5 protein-coding genes are annotated in these 23811 nt (G+C 59.0%); 2 read left to right on the forward strand and 3 right to left on the reverse strand.

Translation table 11 applies throughout. From position 1 onward, the window contains the following. Nucleotides 1-41 precede the first annotated feature (41 nt). On the reverse strand, nucleotides 42-6524 hold the full coding sequence (locus DM813_RS27550; protein WP_128326567.1) for a hypothetical protein: 6483 nt from the start codon (nucleotides 6522-6524) through the stop codon (nucleotides 42-44). A 2-nt stretch (nucleotides 6525-6526) separates the two neighbouring features. Beyond that, complete coding sequence (locus tag DM813_RS27555) at nucleotides 6527-13906, reverse strand: hypothetical protein (protein WP_128326568.1); 7380 nt, start codon at nucleotides 13904-13906, stop codon at nucleotides 6527-6529. A 458-nt stretch (nucleotides 13907-14364) separates the two neighbouring features. Between DM813_RS27555 and mnxG the strand changes: the two genes are divergently transcribed. Together mnxG and DM813_RS27565 are read left to right on the forward strand one after the other, a co-directional pair. Then, nucleotides 14365-20121, forward strand: coding sequence for a manganese-oxidizing multicopper oxidase MnxG (mnxG, locus tag DM813_RS27560; protein WP_164897313.1), 5757 nt, complete (start codon nucleotides 14365-14367; stop codon nucleotides 20119-20121). A gap of 29 nt (nucleotides 20122-20150) precedes the next feature. Continuing rightward, complete coding sequence (locus tag DM813_RS27565; protein WP_241653254.1) at nucleotides 20151-22139, forward strand: YncE family protein; 1989 nt, start codon at nucleotides 20151-20153, stop codon at nucleotides 22137-22139. A gap of 21 nt (nucleotides 22140-22160) precedes the next feature. On the opposite strand, the gene DM813_RS27570 is transcribed toward DM813_RS27565, so the two are convergent. Then, nucleotides 22161-23747, reverse strand: coding sequence for an arylsulfatase (locus DM813_RS27570; RefSeq protein ID WP_128326570.1), 1587 nt, complete (start codon nucleotides 23745-23747; stop codon nucleotides 22161-22163). Between the last annotated feature and the right edge of the window lie 64 nt (nucleotides 23748-23811).

The following is a 23811-nucleotide window of genomic DNA, read 5'->3' on the forward strand; positions in this document are numbered from 1 at the left end:
ACGGCAATGGCACAGCCTCCGGTTCAAGGCGGTAGATGAGGCTACTTGTCACGGATGACCACAGCCATGGGCGGCGAGACAGATACAATGCGTGCTTGAGCCTCTGTTCTGCTTGCCATCGCGTCTGGCATGAGTGCCTGCGCCATCTCGTCAGGGAGGTCGCGCGAGAACAACCAGCGAAGGTCCAGCGCGTCTTTTTGGTTCAATGGGCCTTTATCGTCAGCATTAACAAGGGTGTGCAGCATGGACACATCACACCAGCACTCTCCGGCATCTGTTGTTGCATCAAAACTCAATGCAAGACCAACACAGCCGACCAGACCTTTTGCTGACTGATTGAGTAAGGTGCTCACGGCTTGATCGAGGACCAGTGTGTTGGCTACGCCGTTGAGGTCTATTGATGTGATTGTTGAACTATTGGGATGTAACCACACTTCGATCGCGCGCACTGATCCTGTGCCGGGTTTGACCGGAATCGGTGTGAGGTCTGTTTCTTTCGAAGGCGTTTGCCCGGCTTGAAGGACTTCCAGACGCAGTGTGAGCTCTTTCGGAAGTGATGCCGCGATGCCAACAAAACGAAACATCAGCTTCAAATGTCCTGGTTTGTTGCTCCCCGTCGCCACCAGGTCCAGTTCATGTCGCCGATACTCGCCAGGCATGTCCTTGATTGCCGTCCCCGACAGAATCAGCGCTGAAGTTTCGAACTCTATTACGCGAATGTTCAATCGCCCCGAGACATTGGCATCTTCCGGCAGGGAGGAGGTAGTGCTGTTAAGCAGACCGCTGTGAACATACTCTTCAATGGGTCTTCCGGGCTCGTCACGCAGGCGCGTCATCACATAGGCCAGGTGACGTGCCCTGCGCAGCGGGACAGGGCTGGCCTCGGTCGACGATGTCAGGTGCAGCGGTGCGGAGTCGGGGCTGAAGTGGATACTTAACGTTCGCCGTTTACCTTGGTCGACACACTTTGCGGTTAGATCGGATACCAGGGCACGCTCCGCATTGCTGCGTTTAGCGTGGCCTAGGGTCAGGTTTGCGAAGTCGCGGTGCGTGCGTGCCCAGGCCAGAAAGGTGGAGGCGCTCGCAGCAGTGGCCCGAACACTTGCACCTTCTGGTAGCAGAATGCGCCTCAGCTGCTTTTCTTCGGTCGGATTTGCTATTCCAGATGAAGTGGGGGTTGCCGGCGGGCTCCACACGAAACTAGCAACCTTTTGCCATGTGGCTGAACGCCCCCGGGTGATATCCGCCGACTCACGGGGCAAGAAGATGGAAAGCCCGTATTGCCCCGGAGCGACCGGCTGGTGCAGGAAGGCAACCGAGGCAGCGTCTTGGGGTACCTTCACAATCGTTACTTCATGGCATTTCAAGCCCGCCACGCCATCAAGCATGACTTTGCTGACCGTGATTGTACAAGGCTGTCCCTGGCCACGCTCAAGACGCACGAACGGTGTTTTTTCGTCTGCGTTCCACATCAGACCGTTATCCGCTGTCTGGTCTAGCGGCATTTCTATCCACCAGCAGCGATCGGCATCGCGCCCGGGAGTTCCGGCGTTCTGCGCATTAACCGGCGCTGCGGGAAGATCGGGCAACCAGTCGGGGTCCAGATGGCGCTGCATCAGGATTCCCAGGAAGTGCTCCTCCAGCGCCTGCAGGGGCTTTTCATCCAATGGTATTGGGGTCAGCGAAAACATTGAGTTGGCGAACAGGGGCGCTGCAGCATGAGGTGAATCGAAGGTCAGGCCAATCGGACCCTCGGCCGTCAAGGCCAACCCCATTGCCACCTCGTTTGGCATTGCGCTGTAGGTCAGTGTCGGATCAGGCCCAATTTCCTTGCGGGCATCGCGAATTTCGACAAAGTCGGGGCTTTCGAATCCATAGCCGAACCCGGTTTTAAGTTCGGCACTTATGCGTTCGGCCAGCCCGCCATGGGCCAAGGGCGGCTCCTGCAGGACGGCCAGTACGGAGGGTGTATCCCCGGCGGTGGTGGTTGTAAGGGGAATCAGCGCTCGCAGTTGCGGACGGGTGAGCTGGATATGTGCAAGGTCGGCAAACATCGCTGCGCGCAGTGTCCAGGTATCGGCTAGCCGCCGTTTGGCTTCGTTGAACGGCAGGAAGGCCTCGATTTCACGACGATTGACTGATTTGAGCGCTCCCGAATACCGCGACTTGAGGACGAACCGGTGCCGCCAATAGCAGGCTGAAGGTGAGTCCCACGTTACGGTCTGCAGTACGGTGCTGGCGGGAAGTGGATCGAGTTTTATCGGCAAGGTATCAGCGTCGATATTGCTGCGGTCGAAAAACAGTTCATCTTCGAAATCAAGGACACTCGACGCGTGGTCTTGCAGGCGTAGTGACGTTTCCAGAACGGGAACATTCTGCGCCTGTTCGCTGCGCCCCCACGCGACACGCTTGGGATTCAACGCGCGGTAGATAGGTCGCCCCGAGTAGCGCCATTGTTGGCTGATTACTCTGGCGTGGCTGTAAATCCGCCAGGCGTTACGGTCGCTCTCCAGGGGAGGCTCCTGCGCAGTGACGAGGTTGTAGCGGCGGGCGTTGGCCGCTGCTTTAAAACCAATCATCTGGTAGGCAAGCTCGATAAGCGCCTGGTGCGCGGCAGTGACCGTGCTTTGACTCCTGTCGTTGCTGGCAACCCAAACTGGAAGGGCATCCACCATCGTTTCGATGCACAGAGCGGCCATAGGGAAGGCATGGTGGCTGTCGGTGCTACTTGATGCGTATTGAAGCAGGCCCGAATGAATAGGGGCCAATGCGGCCAGCACATTTTTTTGGATGGGAAATGAAAACAGCCGGCTTTCAACCCTTGCATCAATGGTGAATTGGACAACCTTGCCTTCCGGGAAGCTGGCGATGACTCCGGGGTTAGGTACCACCTGATCCGGATCTTTCAAGTCAGCTGGGTAGGGGTTGATGATCTGCAGATTCGCTTTTTCATCGCAGTTCAGGGTCAACTTGAAACTGAACTGTTCATCAATATCCTTCATCAGGGTGCTGATGGCTTTGCCCCTGGAATTTTCATCCGCCCACGTTCGGGTGAACCGAGTTGCAATCGAGTGGAGCAGCCCTTTGGGCTTGGCCAGTTGCAGTGACACTGTGCATGGTGGACTGGCATTGCCGCCGCAAAGCCGGTCCGTTTCACACCAGGAAAAGCCGATTTCGGTCACTGCCGGATCTGGAAGGCGGTCAAAAAAGTTGCCAAGGATCGAGTGAACACTGCGTATTGAATAGAGTGCTGCCAGGTCTGTATAAAACTGTTCTGCAAGCTCAGGGTCACCAACTGCTTGGTCCCGCAAAGTCCTATTGGCCATCCAGCGCTGAAAATCGAGATACCCGACCCGCGGTGTCGACACCTTGAAGCAGGCCGGTTGCATAACCTGCTCTGGTTGCCAAACCCGATACTGGGGGGAGGCCATGAGCAGAAGCGAGGGGGCAGGGCGGGAGCCTGTGGGACACTCAGGCGCGGTGAAGCTTACGGCGGCAACATCTGTACCCGCTTTTAGTACCAACCGCAACCAGACCAGGTCACCATCCGAAAGCCGTAGCGTACCCAATTGACGTTTGCGAGCACCATCGAGGACGAGGCTCACTTCCAACTCATAAAAGTCCGTCTGGAATTTGCTGTTAAACACGAGGCGGATCGATGCGTTCGACAAATCATCGACGAGGTCTTCGCAAATGAAATCATCGTCGTGATCCTCTCGGCGATCGAAAGGTGAAGGCGTCGCGGCCGGGCCGTTCTGTATGCGCAACCACAAATGATCAACCTGACCGGTGATCTGAACGTCTGCGATTGACAGTGCGAGTTCTTGATTCTTTTGCCCAAACGCCAGCGCGAGGGTGCCGATGCCGTCACTCTCGCGGTACAGATCCACTGTGCCGAGCGATTGGGCCGCCGCGACCACACTGACCCTGGGATAGTCGCTGGTAAGTGCCACCACATCGGGCAGGTTTCGATTGAGGCGTTGTTGGTCTTTGGTCAGTGGCATCTGTGTTTGGGGATGAAACTCGGCTATCTCCAGTTCTCCGATTGCTGTACGGCGCTGGTAGTCTGCATGCGCGATAACATCTGGAGCGGGTTCATTTGCAACGCCCGGCAACCAGGGCTCTTGTTCACTCAGGCGTTGATCAACAGGGAGCGCGCCAGCATTGGTCACTGCAAAGGCGAAACTGTCGTAGTGGCAACCATAGGCGAGGCGGGGCAGTGGAAGTTGCCCTTTCAAGTCATCTACAACATCGGCTGCGTAGAACGGCGATGTTACGGATTTATCCTGTGCCGTTTTCGTAGTGGGGGCTGTCAGGACGCTGGCCAGACTCGCGTCGGCAAACGGTGCTCCGTGGTACTCAACAAATGCCGGGCCGCGCCCGTCATTTACGGTGGGCAGAAAGGGGTGCAGCGTGAATGGCACCTTCGGCGGTGTTGTCAGCGTCAGGATAGCACCGCTCCAATGCAGTTCAGCCAGATTGGCATGGGCAAACCCTGGCTGGTCCTCACGATGAATCGCGAGGGCAATTCCGTTGAAATCATCGAGAAATTCGTCGAGTAGTGCGCCCGTAATGTCGCCTGTGATCTGCAGCGGGAGCGGTTGTGGCGCCATATCCGGGACAAAGCGTTTTCCTTCGCCAGCTAGATCGCGCAGATTGGACATGGTTGCCTTGTAGGCGCGGTCAAGGTGGTTACAGATGAGGGAGAGTTCACTGTAGGAATATTTGTTTGGCCAGGGGTAATATACAAGTCGCCAAGCAATATGATCAAACAACAACTCCGCTCCATCGAAATTGGTCAGGCGGCGCTCAAAATATTTAGACTGTTGAATTCTGGTTGCAACGTTTTCTGGAGAGGGACCATCTATAAACTGGAACAGATCCTTACCTTGGTAAACTGTGTGCAGGAGTTCAAGGCTGGCGCTTCGGCGCACTGCTTCGGCGCCATTGAATGGACCATTGAGCAGTGAGCAATAGCGAATCCATGCTTTGGCTACAGGCTCTTTGGCGGTTATGGAAAGCTGACGCTCGATCAGTGTCGCAACAGAGCCCACCGAGGCATTGTCGGCTGCGGTTTCGAATAGTCGAATTACCGCGGTTTCTGCACCGGACTCTTCAGATAGTGTTGCCTGGACGTTGGACAGCGCACGCATCAGAAACTCAATCGGCGGGGTACTTCCCATCGCCTTTGAAAGTTCCTCGCCTATCTCATAAGCAAACACATTCCCATTACTGTCCGGCACGGAATGCGCCAGAAGTGAATGGAAGAGTTGCATGTCTACAGGCGTGTCGGCACTGCTTTTTTCGCTCAGGTCATAGACGTGCCGCAGCGCTGAGTCAAAGTTCACTTCTGCGCGTCTGTCGTGTCCGCCAGGTGAGACTATCAACGGGGAGTGCGCAAGGGCGTCACGAATGGCGTTGAGGATCTGCTTACGCGTGAGGCCTGTCGTTGGATTGGATTTTTTGAGTTCGTCTTCAATTGCGCTTACGAGGGGAGCAAGCAGTTCCCCTTCGGTATTCAGATCAGAAACGGGCTTCATCATCGCGATGACGATGTTGTCGAGTGCGGCTAATAGGCCTGAGACTGCTGCCCATATCAGCGCAACCGGTACTAGCGTACGGTTTGCACTTTTCTCGAGTTGGAAAAGTTGCTCGTAAGCCGCCTCATCATGCTGGGCGGCATCCTGAACCCGGCCTCGGCTGAACAGCGATGGCGTAACCGCCATCAGGCCGCAAGCACGGTGCTCAAAGGCGATAAGCAAACGTTGCAAGGGAATGGCATGGCGGTTGACCCTGAAATAGCCTTCCCGGGTCAAACGCCCTCCCAGCAGTTGGCTATGCCCCTGTTTGAGCACGGCGGTGCGACAACGCAGGCCGGGTATCTCACTGCCAAATTCCGTCTTGAGGGACGCATTGGGGTCTTCAGCGCAGCTGAGCAGGTCACAGGTGGTGTCCTCGCAGGCAAATACAAGTTGATCAGGCGCTTGGACGTTGCCGAAAAAGGGCAGCACTGCATGGGCCTTGCCAGGTTCGAGTGGTTCAACCTCAATGACATAGGTCAGGCCAAAACGATGCCCCACCGGGGCGTTCCAGGCATGCACCGCACGCAGCAGCGGGCCGGCACCTGCGGCTGTCACCGCGACGACTTCTTTGTTGGCGACCGGTTCTGCTCGGGTCCAGAACTGTTGCTGATCGATACCTGGAGTTGCATTGCCGGCAGGCACTCGACTTTTCAGCCAACTGAACAGGTCATTCCGCCGGGACGTTGCAGGGCGGGCTGGAAACTTTCGCTGGATTATCGATACCCTGTCTAGCGTGTTTACATTGACCTGGTACACCGCAAAATTTACTGGGCCCTGGACTAACTCCAGAAACTTCTCAAAGGCCTGTTTTGCTTCATATTCATCGGCGAAGTTGTCCGAGAAACATTCAAAGCTCAAGTTGACTGCGTACATCCCTGGCGTGGTGTAGTAGCGTTCTGGTTCAGCGTTTACGAGGCAATAAATAACCGGGCTCATTGTCATGGTTACACCATCGATCCCTGAATTTTTTTGGCGGCGGCGGAAGCTTTGTTGGTAATTTCTTTGAGGTCCTGCGATTCGGCCTCCACTGAGGAAGTGCTTCGCGTCTCGGCATGACCGTTTCGCAGTCGGTACTGGACACCGGCGCGAGCGGAGAGGGTGAAGAAACTGGAAATCTTGATCGTCACTGAAATTAGGCCGTCGGCATCGACCTGTCCGTTATCACGGTAGGTGATTCGCAGCGTTGCATAGATACCGGCCGTGGCGATGCCCGCGACGTCGACGTTGCCAGCAATTACCAATAGTGCGCTGACGGCCAGGCCACCCCCTGGTCGTCCCAGCGCTTTGCGGTAGCTGAGCACCGCCGAAAGCGTGATGAATATCTGACCGGAAAAAGGGCCGGCAGATATACCCAGTAGCGCCGATGCCCCCATGGCCGCATCGACCGTTACGGTTAATTCCGAATCAAACGGTCGATACTCGGTTTCTATCTGGACAAACCCGGTGCCACCGAGGATGAACAACGAGAAAATGAACGGGCGTTCCGGGCGCGAAAGGCTGAAACGGTCAGATATCACAAAGTCCGGGTAAGCGATCAGGCGTAACCGGTTTTCGATGGAGAGGTTGGACATGCCACTGGTGACGGCATTGGCCGAGATCACCGGGAGCACGTACTCATGTTCAAGCCCAATTGGGATGCCGTTCTCTTTGATCACGGTCAGCGGGCCGATCATGTCGGGGAACAAGCTGGCCAACGTATCCTGGACAACCTGGAAGGCTGGATTGAGGCGGATGTTTTTTGGATCAAAGTCGATTTTCAGGCCGTGCTCACGGGTGAAGTTAAGTGCGAATTTTTCAAAACTGACCATCGACTGCCCACTGACCATGACGTCAAGTGTGCCGGCGATGCGGCCCGCCCCGGTTTGTTTCACCTCTTCACTGTCTTTCGACGCTTCGATGCGCATTTGCCCGTCTATTTGCATGTCGACAAAGTCGCACTGAAATGGGCCGATGCTGAACAGCGTGTTTCTTCCGGGCATAGGCGCGTTGATATCAACCTGCACCCAGGCCCGCGCTTGTTGGCGATCGAAGTCGTGGGTGAGGCGGATCGCATCGCTCATGTTGTTTCTGAGCATTTGCCCCTTGAACAGCTTGCTCAGGTCAACACCGGAAATGTTGTTGAACAGTTTTCCAACCGCCCCATCCACTTTGAGTAATATTCGGTCGCTCAGCTTGTCGAAATTGCTGCTGATCCCGAGTGCTTTGAGCTGGTCGCCCATGCGGTTGAGCAAGGCACCGGCTTCGGTGGTGTCAATGATGTCGGACAGTTCGTCGAAGCCGGCACGGATGCGTTCGATATCGGACTTCAAACCGAGCAGTTCAGGTGCCGAAGACACTGCGGAGTACAGCTTGAGAATGTTGCTCGGCGCGGCCATGAGATCGCCTTCGCCAAGGCGGCTTGCGGCGGCTAGCACCCGGTTGCCGTACATCTGGGCAGTCTCGACCGTTCGCGAAATATCGTTCTGCAGATTGCGGACGGAGCGGTCGAAATCCCTGGCTGCCGCGATCACCTTGTCAAGGTCTTCCAGGTTGTTTGAATAGGCCTGTGCAAACCGGGCACGAGCCTCATCGAATTTTTGGGTGTACTCGCCAGCCGTTTGTCTAGTCAGCTGATCCAGGCTTTGTGCCGCCTGGTCAATGCTACCAAACACCTTTTTGCAAAGATCGGCGATCTGGTCCAGGGCCCCAAGTGCTTGGGTATCCAGTGCATCCAGGCGCTTGGCAATGCTATCGGCCAGTAGCGCGAGTCGGCGAGTGGCCTCGGCCCGATCCTCATCTTTGATGCCCAGGGTTTCGGGAAGTGGCTCCAGCATTTCGACCAATGCGGGCACCACGACTTTTTCAATGACGACCCGTTGGAGAAGCTGGTCAGGTGCCAGTTGTTGTTTCAGCCCGTCGAGGACGGAGCTGACGCTCGAAAGCGCATCATCGATGGTCCCGTTCAGATCGCGTAATGCGCTCAATGTGTTGAACAGGACATCTTGAATCCACTGACGCAACTCAGCGACGAAATGATCCAGATCATCGAGTTTGCTGCTCAGTTCCTCGAACGGTTCGGCCAGTGCGATCTCGAGCTTCTCAACCGCCGCCTCTACATGCGGCCAGCAGGCGAGCATCAGGTCATTCAGGTCGGAGTAGCCCGCATCGATCAGGCCTTGCGAATACTGACGGGCCGCTGTGTTGGCGTATTTCAGGTCCTGAATGATGGTTCGGGCCGTGGAAGCCAGAGCGCCCACTGTCAGTGCCAGGCTTTCTACCACTTCATCGTTCTGCCGACTTAGTTTGTCCAGCAGTTCGACAAGCTCTGTGACACGGGACGAGACTCCCGTTGCCAGGCGATCAAGCTGTAAAAGTACCTGTAGAACGTCAGCCTTCAGCTTCAGGTTGGCGGGCGTGTCGTTTGGTGGCTTGGCGAGATCGCTTGCGACAACGCGGGTATGGGCCAATTTGATCGCATTGGTAAATAGCGCCACCTTGTCCGAGGACAACTCATTGACCGTAGCGATGAAGTCGACCAGTTTGCGCCGGATGGCAACATTCAGAGCCCCCAGGCCTTGCAGCGCGGTGTTCTGTTCAATGGCCAACAACGACAGCGCCCGGCCCAGCTGGCTGCCAATCTGTTGAGCGAAGTCCGAGAGTTCAACGCTCAATCGTTGGCGACCTTCGTTGATTGCGCCAGTGAGGTCTACCGCTACGCTACTGATTGCCGTTCTGATTTCAGCGCGAAATGCGCGCTTCCTTTCTGCCGACCAGGGCTTGTCCCGGTCGTAGGCGACGGCAAGTTGATCGATGCGTGCGAATGCCCGTCTAACCAATGTATCTGCATCTGCCTCGATTGAGAGCAGGATCGCTCGCGCTTTTTCGACGCCTTCGGCTACATTGCCGACATCGTCGCTCGCTTCTTTAAACAGGGGGGCCAGGCTGCGTCGAATGTCCGTGGCAAGCGCTTGGACAACTTGATCTTTAGAGTGCCCTTGCAGGTCTTTCAGGAGGCTATCCACACCTGCCTGCCAGTCTTGCAACACGGTGTAGATAAGCAGCGTCTTGCGCCGAAGCTGGCTGATGGCGTTGTTTTTGAGGCGCTCGCAGCCCGACTCACCGTCCGCGAGCTTCTGGTCCAACGCTTTGATGGCCGTTAACAGGCTGCCGTTACCGTCTTGATCATCATCCACGGCCTTGTGCAGCAGTTGTGCGTTGTCCCACAGCGCAGAACCCAGGCGCTGCCCGAAGGTGCTATTGGTGGCGAAGAAGTCTTTTAGCTTGTCGTAGGCTTCGATGAGCGATCTTTGGTCTCTGGCTGACATGAGCGTGCCGACCAGCTCGACGTATTCGTTGGTATCAACGCCGGCCAGTGTCGAAGCCTGTCCCGGTTGCCAGAGCCCATGATCAGAAAGCGTATCGACTTTGCCTGACGTTGCGAGAAGCGCACCCAGGTGCGCGAACTTTTCACTTCCCGTTTCCATACCGGTGAATGAGGCACGCATGAAACTGACCGATTCCAAACCCACATAAATAGGCTTGTCTGCCCGCCCAGCGTTGATGGCGGTTTTTCGTGCGGCGGGCGCAAGCCGCCAGGTGAACCGGCGTGCACCAGGCAGTGCACGACTCACCGCCGGACGTCGCTGGTTGACCGTGTCGCTGTGCACTGGCCGGGCGGTGGATGCTTGGTCTACGGTCTTGGCAATAATCTGCGCCAGCGGCAGGTTGGCAAAGTCGACATCAAGCCTGGCCTGCCAGAGGTTGGTATCACTGGTTGCCGCCTTGAAGTCGGCGAAAAAGAAAAGCAGATCTGTATCGAGGCATTCCTGCGCAACCAGGGGCGTTTCACCTTCACCCTCGGATACGGTGACGAATGCGATGTCCGGCATTGAATAAACTTGTGGACGCTGCCGCGCGGCTGCCCGGTTCCACAAGGGTACCTGCCATCCAAAGGTTCCGACCTCACTGCCCCACGCACTGTCGACGTTGATGATCCGTGAGTTGAAACGCACCCGGTCAAGAAAACCAGTAGTCCTTGCTGCGGCCTGGGGAAAATCGGGATACAGGCGTACGGGCTCCAACAACTCTATGTATTCGCGAACCTTGCGCAAGATGGGACGACGTGAGCGGGAGCCTTCAACATCGACTCCAAATGCAGGTGCGAACTGGGCCGATGGGTTGACGGTTCGCTCATAGACCACCACATGTTTAGCACGATGCCACAGCGAACCGACGCGGCCAAGAACCTCAACTTTCTGTCGTTCAATGTATCCATTGCGGGTTTCACTGATGATCTTGACAATGCCCTTGAGAAATTCGGCTGTCTGTGAGGCATCGCCGCCAAAGGGCGCCAGGGCAACCTGTTCAAGCGTGCCGCCGTGTGATTCCGGCAGCGCCTTCAACGCATTGAGCAAGTTGATCGATTCGATCGGCCACAGTGCCCCGCCACTCAACCCTTGTCGGTGAAAGCGCAGTTGGCCGAGCACCGCTGCGGGCAGGCTGGCATCCGCTGAATCAGCCTGGGCAAGCGGTGGACGGTGCAGGGCGGTGCTGCGCAATGAGAACCGGGTACCCTCGGCAAAACGTGCCGGCGCGAAGTCGACAGGTGAATCGGGATCACGTGTCCAGACTTCCAGGCGCTCTGGGCGCCGGGCAATGGCATGCGAAAGCCTTGACCAGCGCTCAGTGATGGCAGGATCGGCCTCATGCTCTCGTGCTGGACCGACGATGTCTCCGGTCAATGCAGAGATCTCACTTACGCGGCTGAAACGCGCGACAGACCGTTCTTTGCTGACCTCAATGCTGACTGAAAGCCCGTAGAGGAACTCGCTGCGCAGCCCGGCCAGAGCTGTACCCAAACCGTATTCGCCTCGCTGGCGGAACAGGTCATAGCTGGCCTGTTCGGGCATGAAGTAGCCGCGGACAACATCGCTTGGTTGAACCCAGAGGTCCGTGGATGGCGTAAGACGAAATTCGACTGCGCGGTATTTCAGCGCTTTTCCGTAGGGGTCGCCGTCACCAATATAGGGATGAGACGGTGTAGCGCCTAATACCGACAGGTCATGAATCTCCAAGCGATTGGGCTTGTCGGCGCTCTCTCCGATAGATTGCGGAGGTAGCATGAAATGGTAAAGCGGTGACACCATACGAAGCTGCCACAGGCGATCATCACTCGAATACAGCGCCACTTCGGTGCTACTGGCGTTTCCTCGGGCTCCGAGGCGGGTCTGGCGAAAGCGCAGTACGGAATAAGGTTCTTCTGCCAGCAAAAAGTAATCGCGCTCACCTTGCTCCAGCGCATTGTCCAGGAGCGATACCGTCAGTAGGCGGTCATCGTCACTGCCAAAGGTTTCTGTTGCGCGCAGGTAGTAGTTGAACGGCGCTGGGGAGTCGTTTTGGCTGCCGTACAACTGGTCCATATCGATCAGTAAAGGGGCAGGGCGGCGGCTCCTGTCTGTACGCGCGACGTCAGTCGACAGCGGGGTTACGCTCAAGACAGGAAGGGTCAGGCGCAGCGTTGCGTTCAGGTGGCCTTTACCCGCTTGGTAACGAAATGCCTGGGGGCCTCCCAAGCCTTTACCAGCCGTTCTCAGGAAATCGGCATCGGTTTTCAGGTCCGTCAATTTTGGAAACGTGAACGCCAGAGCACCGATTCGCCCGGTGTTCTCGGCGATGGCCGTCACATTCAGCGCAAATGAAGCGAAGTACGGGCTGCCAGCATCGCCTGCATTGGCCTCTCGCTGTGCCCAACTTTCGTCTTCGCTCAAGCTCAGGTTGAGTGCCTCGCCTTTTTTTGCTGAGTTGAAGAAGGCAGGTAAGTCGGCGCGCAGCGGTAGACTGTTGTTGTTTTCTACGACATCGTCCAGATAATCGTCTGCCTGCGCTGAGCGCTTTGCCATTGTCATTTTAAGGTGGGCCGGGGCGTGTGACTGCCAACGGAGGAAGGCACCTTGTTGCCGTGCAGTGCGCTCGAAGTAGGCGCTGCAGCTTCCCTGCAGTTCTTCAGCAATCAGCGCGAAGGTAAAGCGACGATCAGCGGTAATGCTGACCTTCAGGTCAGGTAGTAGTGAAACGGGTTGCAGCGCCTCGACATAGGGCAATGTGGGCCGAGTCGCGTTGATCTGCGCAAAGGTGTCTGCGAGCAATCGCCGTGCAAAGGTTGTGAGTGACGTTGACGGAAAGTCGTTTACTTTAAACGCCTCACTCCAATACAGGCGAAAACCAATCCGGGGCTGCCAGGCCTCCGGTGTCCAGATCAATTGATCGGGAATGCTCCATTTGATATAGGCATCAAGATGAATAGACGAGCGAGTGGCCGGCGATAGTTCAAGATCCGGTTCGATGTCACGCAGGGTTTTGAGGGCTATTTTTTTTGCGTTGGTTGTCAAGCGGTAGGTGAACGTACTGACGTCGCCATCGGTTGATAGGAAGCGAATATGGGTGTCTGACAGTGTGCCCTTACCCGGGACGGGATAGTCGGTTTCGCCTATAATGGCCGGTGAGAGTCCTGCTTCACTCAGGAATTTTTCTGCAACGGGGGAAAAGGCGCGCGGCCAGTAGTTCTCCAGCTGTGTGCTGTTGTTCTCCAGCTGCTCAATGTAACTCGCACAGGTCTCAGTCCCTTTGCCATATGCCGCCAGGTTGAAATTGCCCAAGTGTTTACTGCCAGGCAGCGTTTTGAATGCAAAGTTTTGTTCTTTCTGCTTGTTGAACCCCCGGCCAAAAAATTCATTGATCTCACCGATTGCTGCCCGCGTCATGACCTGCGGATAAAAAGCTGCACGTAGTGGAAAAGCTGCCCACTGGTTGTTGTCTGCATGACTGACAGGCAAGGGCAAGGAGAGGTCAAAATCAAAGCGTGGTTGCAAGGGGGCTGCTGTCTTTCGTTTTCCCTCAGTGATGACCAGCGCTGAGTAAACGGAGGTTGTTTTGTTGCTGTACTCAGGGATCAAAGGCCAGCGTAGTTTGCGCTTGCCTTCTAACGAATATTGTTCGAACAGATAAGCCCCTCGGAAAGCAACGCGTATTGGCTGCTTGATATTGCCTGCAGAACCATCGATCCAGATCGACTGGCAGGTGTTTATTTTCTCTGCAAACCATCCAGCGGGATCCTGCTGTTCGTATAGTGTAATTGAACCATCAGCGGGTGGTGCCGGGTCTTTGTTCTGAATACCAAACGGTTTCCAGACGATGTAAGCGCGATACGTGTTGGCTGTACCGGTGGGCCAGGCAACATAGTGAACTTCAACGCATCCGCGCACACGAGCCGGATCCGCTTGCAGTTCCGCAGTTGGCGGCCAGTGGAAATCACCGTAGAGCTTGAACACCAATGAAGTGTCGCCCATGTCGCCCTCTAAGACTTTTAAGTTTGGGGTAGCTAACGTGCCTATTGTTGCGAGTCTAGCCGCTGGCTTTCGCTCAGCAAGTCGCGTTTTTGTGGCCTGCAATAGTTGCGGAGAAAGTCAGGCGAACGTTGAACGTAAATTTTTGCACTATGGGATATAGCCACTAGTTCGTAGTGGTGGAATTAATACGCCAGGCAGGTAACTTGCGAACTGGACAGTGGGGGTTTTTCGACAAATCGGTTATCGCGTTGGGGAATTGGGTGGGGAATGGGTGGGGGTATGGATCCAATTTTCGGGTGATTTTTACTAACCTGTTGATATAAAGCGAAAAATATTTTGGCGCAGAATTTGCTCGTCTGAAGGTCAACCACGTTCGTCTGACTTGGAGGCCTGCCAACATGATCTGCGCGCTGGAGCACACTCGACCCGACCTTAATGGTCTTCCTGGCTGGTTGAAAATGCCGGCCCGACTGGCACTACTCGCCGGCGTGTGGCTTGGCGGGGAGGAGGTGGAGGCCGCGGTGCAGTGTCAGCGCACTCTGGTGGCCGACGTGGTGGCCATGGACCAGCCGCTTATGTTCAACCGCCTGGGTGCGCACAACCCCAACGGTATGATGTTTGCCCTGCGCAGCGATGTGGTCGACACCAATGGCGTGTTGATTAGCCAAGGAGGGAGTGCGGTGCCTGGCCAGGTTACCTTGCGCCCGGACAAGCGCCCGCGTCCTTTGGTGCTGCGGGTGGCGAGCGGGGACTGCCTGACGGTCAAGCTGCACAACCTGCTGGCGTTCCAGGCCAACCCCAATGGCCAGGGCAACGACCACGAAAACGCCGCCAATGGCGAGTTGCATGTCGACGCCCAGGTTGCTGACCGCCATGTGGGCTTTCAGGTCAACGGCATGCAGGCGTTCGGTTCGATCAACGACATTGCGGCCAATAGCGGGCGTAACGACAACGCCTTGCTGGCGCCCGGGCAAAGCCGCACCTACACCCTTTACGCGGAGCGCGAAGGTACCTTCGCGGCCACCAGTTACGGCGCCACCTTTGGCAGTGAAGGCTCTTCCGGCAACGTCGGCAATGGCCTGTTCGCCCAGGTGGTGGTGCTGCCCAAAGGTGGGCGCGCCTACCACAACACGGTCACCGAAGAAGACATGCGCCTGGCAACCCGCGGCCGGACACCGGCCGGGCAGCCGGTCATCGATTACGAAGCGCGTTACCCGGTAAGTGAGCCCTGGATCACCGAGGGCAAGGCCGGCAAGCCGATCCTCAACATGGTCGATGGCAGCGAGATCATTGCCAGCAATGCCGATGCTCTGGTCATGGGCCCCAACGCCGACGGCAGTTTCCCGCCAACCACCTACCCACTGGAAAGCCAGGGCAAGCGTAACCCGAGCCTGCCCAACCGGCTGGAGCCGTTCCGAGATTTCGCCGCGGTGTTCCACGACCAGTCCGCGGTCATTCAGGCGTTCCCCGGGTTCTGGGGCGACCCGGTGTTCGGCCGGGTGCTGGACCCGACCCGCGACGCTTTCATGGTCAACTACGGTTCCGGCGGCATGGGCGCCGAGGTCATCGCCAACCGCGTGGGGGTGGGCCCCATGCATGATTGCCTGTCGTGCGCCTATGAGGAGTTCTTCCTCAGCGCCCACACCACCGGCGACATCGCCATGCAGGTCGACGTGCCGGCCAACACCGGCCTTGAGCTGCTTGCACCTGGTCAGGTGCCGGCTGCCGAAAACGTCGGGATCAAGGCCAGCATGGCCCTGTATCCTGCCGAGCCTGCCAACGTCGCCCACAGCTACCTGGGGGATGCGGTGAAGTTCCGCAACATCAGCGTCGGCTATGAACAGCACGTGTTCCACCTGCATGGTCATCAGTGGCTGTTCAACCCCAACGACGACAACTCCGACTACATGGACGCCCAAGGCGTCGGTCCCGGCTCCGGTTACACCTACGAGATCGCCAATGGCGGCTCCGGCAACCGCAACCGGGTGGTCGGTGATGCCATCTATCACTGCCACTTCTACCCGCATTTTGCCCAGGGTATGTGGGCGATGTGGCGCATCCATGACGTGTTCGAAGAGGGCACACGCCTGGCCGTCAGCCAGGAGGGCGAGAATGCCTATCATGACGAGCCGTTTGCCTTGCGCAGCGGCTTGCCGGCCCAGGGCGCGCGGGCCTTGCCCGATGGCGAGATCGTCGCCGGTACACCGATCCCGGCCATCGTGCCGCTGCCGGGCAAGGCCTTGCCACCGATGCCGGGCAAAGTGGTGGTGGTGCCGAAGCTGAGTGGTGAAGCGGTGGCCACCGGGGATGACGCTGGCGAAGGGGAGACCGGGCAGAAGGTCGTCGGCTCCCTGGCGCTGGTCGACCGCAGCGAAGCCAACCGTAACGCCGATGGCACGCTGAAGAACCCGGGCTATCCGTTCTGGATCGGCGGTGTGGAAAGCACCGTCGGCCAACGGCCGCCGACGCCACCGCTGGACATGCTCGATGCACAGACGGCCAAGACCCTGCGCGACAGCGGCAATGCCCTGTGGGCGGCGCTGGATCCAGCCCAGGCCGGTGGTTTTGACGGCGGCTTGCCACGCCATAACCTCGATGGCTGGGTGGCTGGCGGCGAAGCCCAGGTCACCACCAGTGCCCTGGACATGAGCAAGACCCTGGAACGGGCCAAGCCGGTGTATTACCCGGAGGAGGGCACCGAGGTCGAACAGTCGGCCATGGCCTTCCACGCCAAGCCTGCGCACGCCAGCTTCGCCGTGCTGCCCAGCGGCCAGCTGCAGTCGCGCAGCTTCCTGACCAATGGCGCGCCGCCGGTGGCAGGCGCGCCGTTTTTCGAGCCGTGCATGGACGATCGGCAAAAACGCCTGACCCGCAACGCAGGCCTTGGCTACTACAACAGTGGCGAGCGTCTCGATGCCCAGTCGTTCAGCGGTGCTTCGCTGTTCAGTGCCGACTCCCCGCGTGTGTACAAGGGCGCCAATATTCAGTTTGACGCCGTGTTCAACAAAGTCGGCTATCACTTCCCGCAAACCCGCATCCTTACCCTGTGGGAGGATGCCTGGCCAGTGATCAACAAGCAGCGCCCACCGGAGCCGCTGGTGATGCGTATGAACACCTTCGACTGCACCATGTACCAGCACACCAACCTGGTGCCGTCGGTGTACGAACTGGACGACTTCCAGGTCCGTACGCCCACCGACGTCATCGGCCAGCACATTCACCTGCCCAAGTGGGACCTGACCGCCGCCGATGGCTCGGCCAACGGCTGGAACTATGAAGATGGCGTGCTATCACCGTCTACCGTGGTCGAGCGCATTCATGCCATCCGCCGCTTCAATGACTGTCAGGAAGGCGACCCGCGCCAGGGAACCCCGGAATGCCCGGTGGCCAAACAGCACCCGTACTTCGGACAGTTCAACCGCGCAGACTGGCTGGGCGCACGCACCACGCTGCAGCGCTGGTTCGCCGACCCGGTGTTGAACGTGCACAACGTCGACCGTGGCCTGGGCAATATCTTTACCCATGACCACCTCGGCCCTTCGACGCACCAGCAGATCGGCCTGTATGCCACCGTACTGGCCGAGCCCGCCGGTTCCAGCTGGTTCCATGCCGAAACCGGCGAGCCGCTGTATAACGGCGGCGGGCGTCAGGACGGCGGCCCGACCTCCTGGCAGGCGGTCATCGCCACCGGTGACATGAACGGTGACAACAAGGACGACAGCTTCCGGGAATTCTTCCTCGAGTTCAGCGACTTCCAGCATGCCTACGAGGCCGGCGTGTATGTCGGCGCCGGGCCGGATGGCATTCCGAATGCGGGGGCGTTCCCGGCAACGCCGGACAGTTTCCGCTATGCCATCAACCCACCAGCACGCAAGCAGGCGGTGAATCTGCTGGAGTCGGTGCTGGAAGTTGCCGGTGGCCAGTTGCTGACCTGCCCCTCGCGGCCATGCCCGCAAGCCATTTCGGCGTCTGACCCTGGCATTTTCGTAGTCAATTACCGTCATGAGCCCCTGGGCTTGCGTATCTATGACCCGAACAAAGTTGCCCCGGACGGCAAGCCAGGCATGCAGGCCGACGGTCTGGCCGGTGACCTTGCCTATGCTCTGCAAAGCCGTACCGACCGGGCAATCCCGGCACTCAACCTGGCACCCAGCGCGGTTAACGCAGCAACCGGCCCAACCGGCGGTGTCACGCTGTTGCCCAAGCATATCAACCGTGGCGACTTGCCGGGTGACCCGTTCACGCCGACCTTGCGCACCTACACCGGCGACAACGTACGCCTGCGGGTGAATGCCGGCGGGCACGAGGAAGAGCACAACGTGACGATGCACGGGGTGAAATGGCTGCATTCGGGCAGCGGCTTCGGCAACAGCTCCAACACCGGCTGGAAGGCTTCGCAAATGGTCGCGATTTCCGAGCAGTTCGGCTTCATGGCGCCGGTGGCGATGATGTCCAGCGCGGCCAGCGAAACGGGTGACTACCTGTATGCCATGGACGCGTCCCTGGAGGGCTACTGGAGCGGCCTGTGGGGCATCATGCGCAACTATTCGCAAAGCCGTAGCGACCTGTTCCCGCTGCCTAACAACCCTAAACCGGTGACCGCGCGCAACACGGTCAACTTCAATGGCGTGTGCCCGCGCACCGCCCCCAACCCCAATGGCATCGGCATACGGCCGACCGTGCAACGCAACTACGAAGTGGTCGCGGCGCTGGCCAACGACATCCTTGCCAACCCGTTGGGCCTGAGCGTCGTCGATCCGACCGCTGTCGGCCAGCATGTGGGCGGTCCGCTCAAGCCGCAGGGTGGCACGCTGGTCTACAACCCGCGGCCGGTGACGGTGCCGCAGGTGACCATCTTCGACCCTGAAGACGGTGAGACCTTCACCATTGGCGGGCAATCCGGACCGCTGCACGACCCGACGGCGATTCTCTATGTGCGCAAGGCCGACCTCGACCCTGTCACCGGCAAGCTCAAGGCCGGGGTTCCGGTGGAGCCGCTGGTATTGCGCGCAGCAGCCGGCGACTGCATCAACATCACCCTGGAGAACCGTTTGCCACTGGTGATGCCGGACCTGCCGAACTTCGCGGTGATGCAGGGCACGGTCAAACGAGACCGCGCCGGGGCCCAAGGCTCGACCACCTTCAACAACAACCTGATGCGTCCATCCAGCCATGTTGGTCTGCACGCCCAATTACTGACTTACGATGTGAGCAAGTCGGATGGCTTCAACGTCGGCAGCAACCCGGTGCAGACCGTGGCGCCACGGGCGGGTAACACGGGTGCCTGGCCAAGCCGTACCTATCAGTACTACGCCGGGCACCTGGAACGTGCCGGTCAACCGACTGCCTCGCAATTGGGCCGCAACGTCGATGTCATCGAGGCCACGCCCATCGAGTTTGGTGGGCTGAACCTGATGCCGGCCGACCCGATCAAGCAACCGCAAAAAGGCCTGGTGGCGGCGATGTCGGTGGCACCGGCCGGCGCGACCTGGCAGGAGGATGCGGCCTCGCGGGCGTCGGCAACCGTACAGACACTCGACGGCAGCCGCTATCGTGATTTCTCCCTGGTCTGGCAAAAGTCGCTGAACATGCGCTGGGCCAACGGTTTGCCGGTCGAGAACATGTCGTCCGAAGGGCCGGGCATTCCCAACGACCCCAAAGACAACTCGGACATGGCCATCAACTACAAGAGCGAACCGCTGTGGTACCGCTTCGCGCGCGCGCCGAACGCACCTTTCGGCCAGGCGGGCGGCAATGGCCTGGGTGCGGTACCCAATGCCCATATGGCCTACAGCAACGCGCTGGTTGGCGGCGACCCGGTAACCCCGATACTGCGGGTCAAGCCCGGGCAGCCATTCCGCACCCATGTGCTGATGCCTTCCGGGGGTAGCCGTGGTGCAACCTTCCAGCTCGATGGCCATGTCTGGGCGTTCAACCCGTTCCAGGCCGAGCGTCTCGACCTCTGGGGCTACCCGTTGAAAGACGCCGGCATCGGCTCGGTACGCTTTGGCTACAACCCCATGGCCATGTACATCGGGGCGCAGGAAAGCGTACTGCCGGCTGCGCATTTCAGCTTCATCTTCCCCAGCGCCGGCGGCGCCAACGCGGTACCTGGCGACTACCTGTACCGGGACTATGCCGCCTTCGGCAACCTGGGCGGTATCTGGGGGCTGTTGCGGGTGAGCGATGAGCCGCTGCCGGCCACCGCGCAATAAAGGGATGGAATGATCAGGAGGGTGCCAAGATGGAACGCAGACGGATGATGCAAACGGCGATGGCGACCGGGGTGCTGGTACTGCTGGTCAGTGCCGGCCTGTACCTTCACCGTGCCAACGGGCAGCACGTTACGGCGCAACCCCCTGTTGCAGCCAAGGCGGGAGCCAGTGAGCGCCAGCGGGTAACGCGCGACGGCGTCTCCATCGAATTCGAAGCGCTGCCGGCAGTTGCCGGTGAGCCATTGATGGAGGGCAACCTCGCCGACATCCGCTTCCATATTCGCGATGCTGCCAGTGGCCAACCGCTGAGCGGGGTGGCGCCCGGGGCCTGGCTGGACCCGGCGTCGACCACGGTCAGCCGTGACGGCCGCAAACTGGGCTGCAAGGCGCGTATCGGGCTGTACCTCAAGGGCGTGATGGGGGCGCGTGCATTGCTGGACCTCAACAGTTATTACCTGTTGCTGATGAACAAAGACCCCAGCATCTCGGTGATAGACCCGTCGATTTCGGTCGGCGGCATCACCAGCACCCTGAGCCGTATACCGCTCAAGCGCGCGCCCATGGACTGGGTGGTCAGCAACGCCGACAAGCGTCTGTACGTGTCGATGCCCGATGCCGGGGAGATTGCCGTGGTCGACACCGAGAGCTTCCAGGTGCTGAGCTATGTCGCGGCCGGCAGTGAGCCGGTGAGGGTGGCGCTGCAGCCGGACGGGCGCTACCTGTGGGTCGGCAACAATGCGCCGGACAGCGTTGGCAGCGGGGTAACTGTTATTGACACGCAAACTCTGGAGAAGGTTTTCAGCTACCCGTCGGGGCAGGGCTTTCACGAGATCAGCTTCAGCGACGATTCGCGCCATGCCTTTGTCAGCAACCGCGACAGCGGCACCCTGAGCGTGTTCGACATTAGCAGCCTGCGCCACATCAGTGATGTCGCGACCGGCCCACAGCCACTGTCGGCGGCCTATTCGCCCCTTGCCCAGGCCGTGTATGTCTCCGATGGCAAAGCCGGTACCATCAGCGTGATCGATGCCCGTACCCTGAAGACACGCGCGTTGATCGAAACCGGCCAAGGCGTGGGGCCGATGCGCTTCACGCCCGACGGGCGCTTTGGCCTGGTGCTCAACACCCTGGAAAACCGCTTGCTGGTCATCGATGCGGCGAACGACCAGCGGGTGCAAGCGCTGGAAGTGACCGCCGAACCCTATCAACTGACGTTTACCCGTGCTTATGCCTATGTGCGCGGCCTGGCGTCCTCGCGGGTGAGCATGATCAACCTGGCCTCGCTGGGGCAGGGCAAGCAGCCCATCGTCCAGGACTTCGAGGCGGGGCCGGCGGCGCCCAAACTGGCGGGCAACCTGCCATTGGCCGACAGCCTGACTCCGGCGCGAGACGAGGCGGCGGTGTTTGTGGTCAGCCCGGTCGACAACACCGCCTATTACTACATGGAAGGGATGAACGCGCCTATGTCCGGTTACCTCAACCGCGGCCATACGGCGCGTGCCGCCATGGTGGTCGACCGCAGTCTGCGCGAGCTGCAGCCTGGTGTGTACGGCGGGCGGATAAAGCTGCCGGCGGCCGGGCAGCTCGACATGGCGTTCATGCTCAACCAACCGCAAATGACCCATTGCTTCGCTGTCGAGGTGCAGGAAAACCCCGGGCTGGAGAAGCTGCGTGCGACCGCCAAAGTGCAGTTCATGCTTGAACAGGCAACCGTGCGCGCGGGCAATGAGCCGGTACTGGCACGGTTCCGGGTCGTCCAGGGCACTACGGGCAAACCCTGGCAAGGGCTGCAGGACCTGCAGGTGCGATACTACCTGGCGCCGTCTGCCTGGCAGGCCACGGCATTGGCGCGGGAAGTCGAGGAGGGCGTCTACGAAGCACCGCTGCAGATAAAGCGCGCGGGGGCCTATTACCTGCAAGTGCAGTCGAGCACTGCAAGGCTTGGGGGCAACGGGCAGAGTTTTGCCAGTTTGAGGGCTTTGCCGGCGCAGCCCTCGACAGAAGCCGCCGCCCACTGAAAAAGCAGGCGGCGGCATCGCTTACGGCTTGGCCTGGGCCTTGTTGTTCTCTTCGATTTTCGCATCCACCGCCGCCCGGATCTGGTCAATGCTGAAGCTGGCGGGTTTCTGGCTCGGCGGGTAGGCGATGAAGGTCTGCAGGAATCTCGCCGCTTTTGCCACCCCTGCGGCCAGCAGGTAGGAGTTTTTCACGGTCCAGTCGTAATACTGGTCAGACACGACGTCTGCGCGCTCGTAAGGGTCCATGCGCATGTTGAACAGCTTGGGCACGCGCAACGGCACGAACGGGCTGCTCCATACGGCAAAGCCGCCGGGTTCGCGTTGCTCGGCGAACACTACCTTCCAGTTGTCATAGCGCATGGAAACCAGCATGCCGTCGTCGTTGAAATAGTAGAACTCGCGACGTTCTCCTTTTGGCTGTTTACCGGTCAGGTAGGGCAGCTGGTTGTAGCCGTCCAGATGCACCTTGAAACGTGTGCCGTCGCCCGTCGGTGACCAGCCCTGGAGGAGCTTTTCCTTTACGCTGGTGTCACCAGCCGCAGCCAGCAGGGTCGGGAACCAGTCCATGCCCGAGAACATCTCGTTGGAGACTTCACCGGCCTTGATCTTGCCAGGCCAACGAACGATGGCCGGTACCCGGTAGGCGCCTTCCCAGTTGGAGTTTTTTTCGTTGCGAAACGGGGTGGTCGCTGCATCAGGCCAGGAGAACTGGTTCGGGCCGTTGTCGGTGGTGTAGACGACGATGGTGTTATCGGCGATTTTCAGGTCATCGAGGGTTTTCAGCAGTTTGCCGACGTCGCCGTCATGTTCGAGCATACCGTCGGCGTAGTCGTTGCCAGGCATGCCACTCTGGCCTTTCATCGACTCGCGCACATGGGTGAACAGGTGCATGCGCGTAGTGTTCATCCAGACGAAGAACGGTTTGTCGGCCTTGGCCTGCTTCTCGATGAAAGATTGCGCGGCTGCGGTGGTTTCGTCGTCGATGGTTTCCATGCGCCGGGCGGTCAGCGCACCGGTGTCTTCGATCTTGCCGTCGGCATAGCTGTGGATCACACCGCGTGGCGTTCTGGACTTGACGAAGTCCGGGTCATCCTTGGGCCAATAGGCGCGCTCGGGTTCTTCTTCGGCGTTGAGGTGGTAGAGGTTGCCGAAGAACTCGTCGAAACCATGGTTGGTCGGCAGGAATTCATCTTTGTCGCCCAGGTGGTTCTTACCGAACTGGCCGGTGGCATAGCCCTGGGACTTGAGAGCCTGGGCAATGGTGATGTCGCGTTTCTGGATGCCGATCGGCGCGCCCGGTACACCGACCTTGGTCAGGCCGGTGCGCAATGGCGACTGGCCAGTGATGAACGACGAACGCCCGGCAGTACAGCTGTTTTCCGCGTAGTAGTCGGTGAACAGCATGCCTTCGTTGGCGATGCGGTCGATGCTGGGAGTTTTGTAGCCTACTACCCCATGGCTGTAGGCACTGATGTTGGTCTGGCCGATGTCGTCGCCGAAGATCACCAGGATGTTGGGTTTTTCCGCGGCGGCAGCACTGGCCGAAATTGCCATGACCGAAACCGCGATCAACGCGAGATCCGGTAGCCACTTGGTTATACGCGCCATGTTACGGGCTCCTTGTTGTTGGGCGTCGCGGTGAGCGATCAGCATCCATGTTCAGGCGTCGTCA

This window comes from Pseudomonas alkylphenolica, assembly GCF_004025535.1.
GTDB lineage: Bacteria > Pseudomonadota > Gammaproteobacteria > Pseudomonadales > Pseudomonadaceae > Aquipseudomonas > Aquipseudomonas alkylphenolica_A.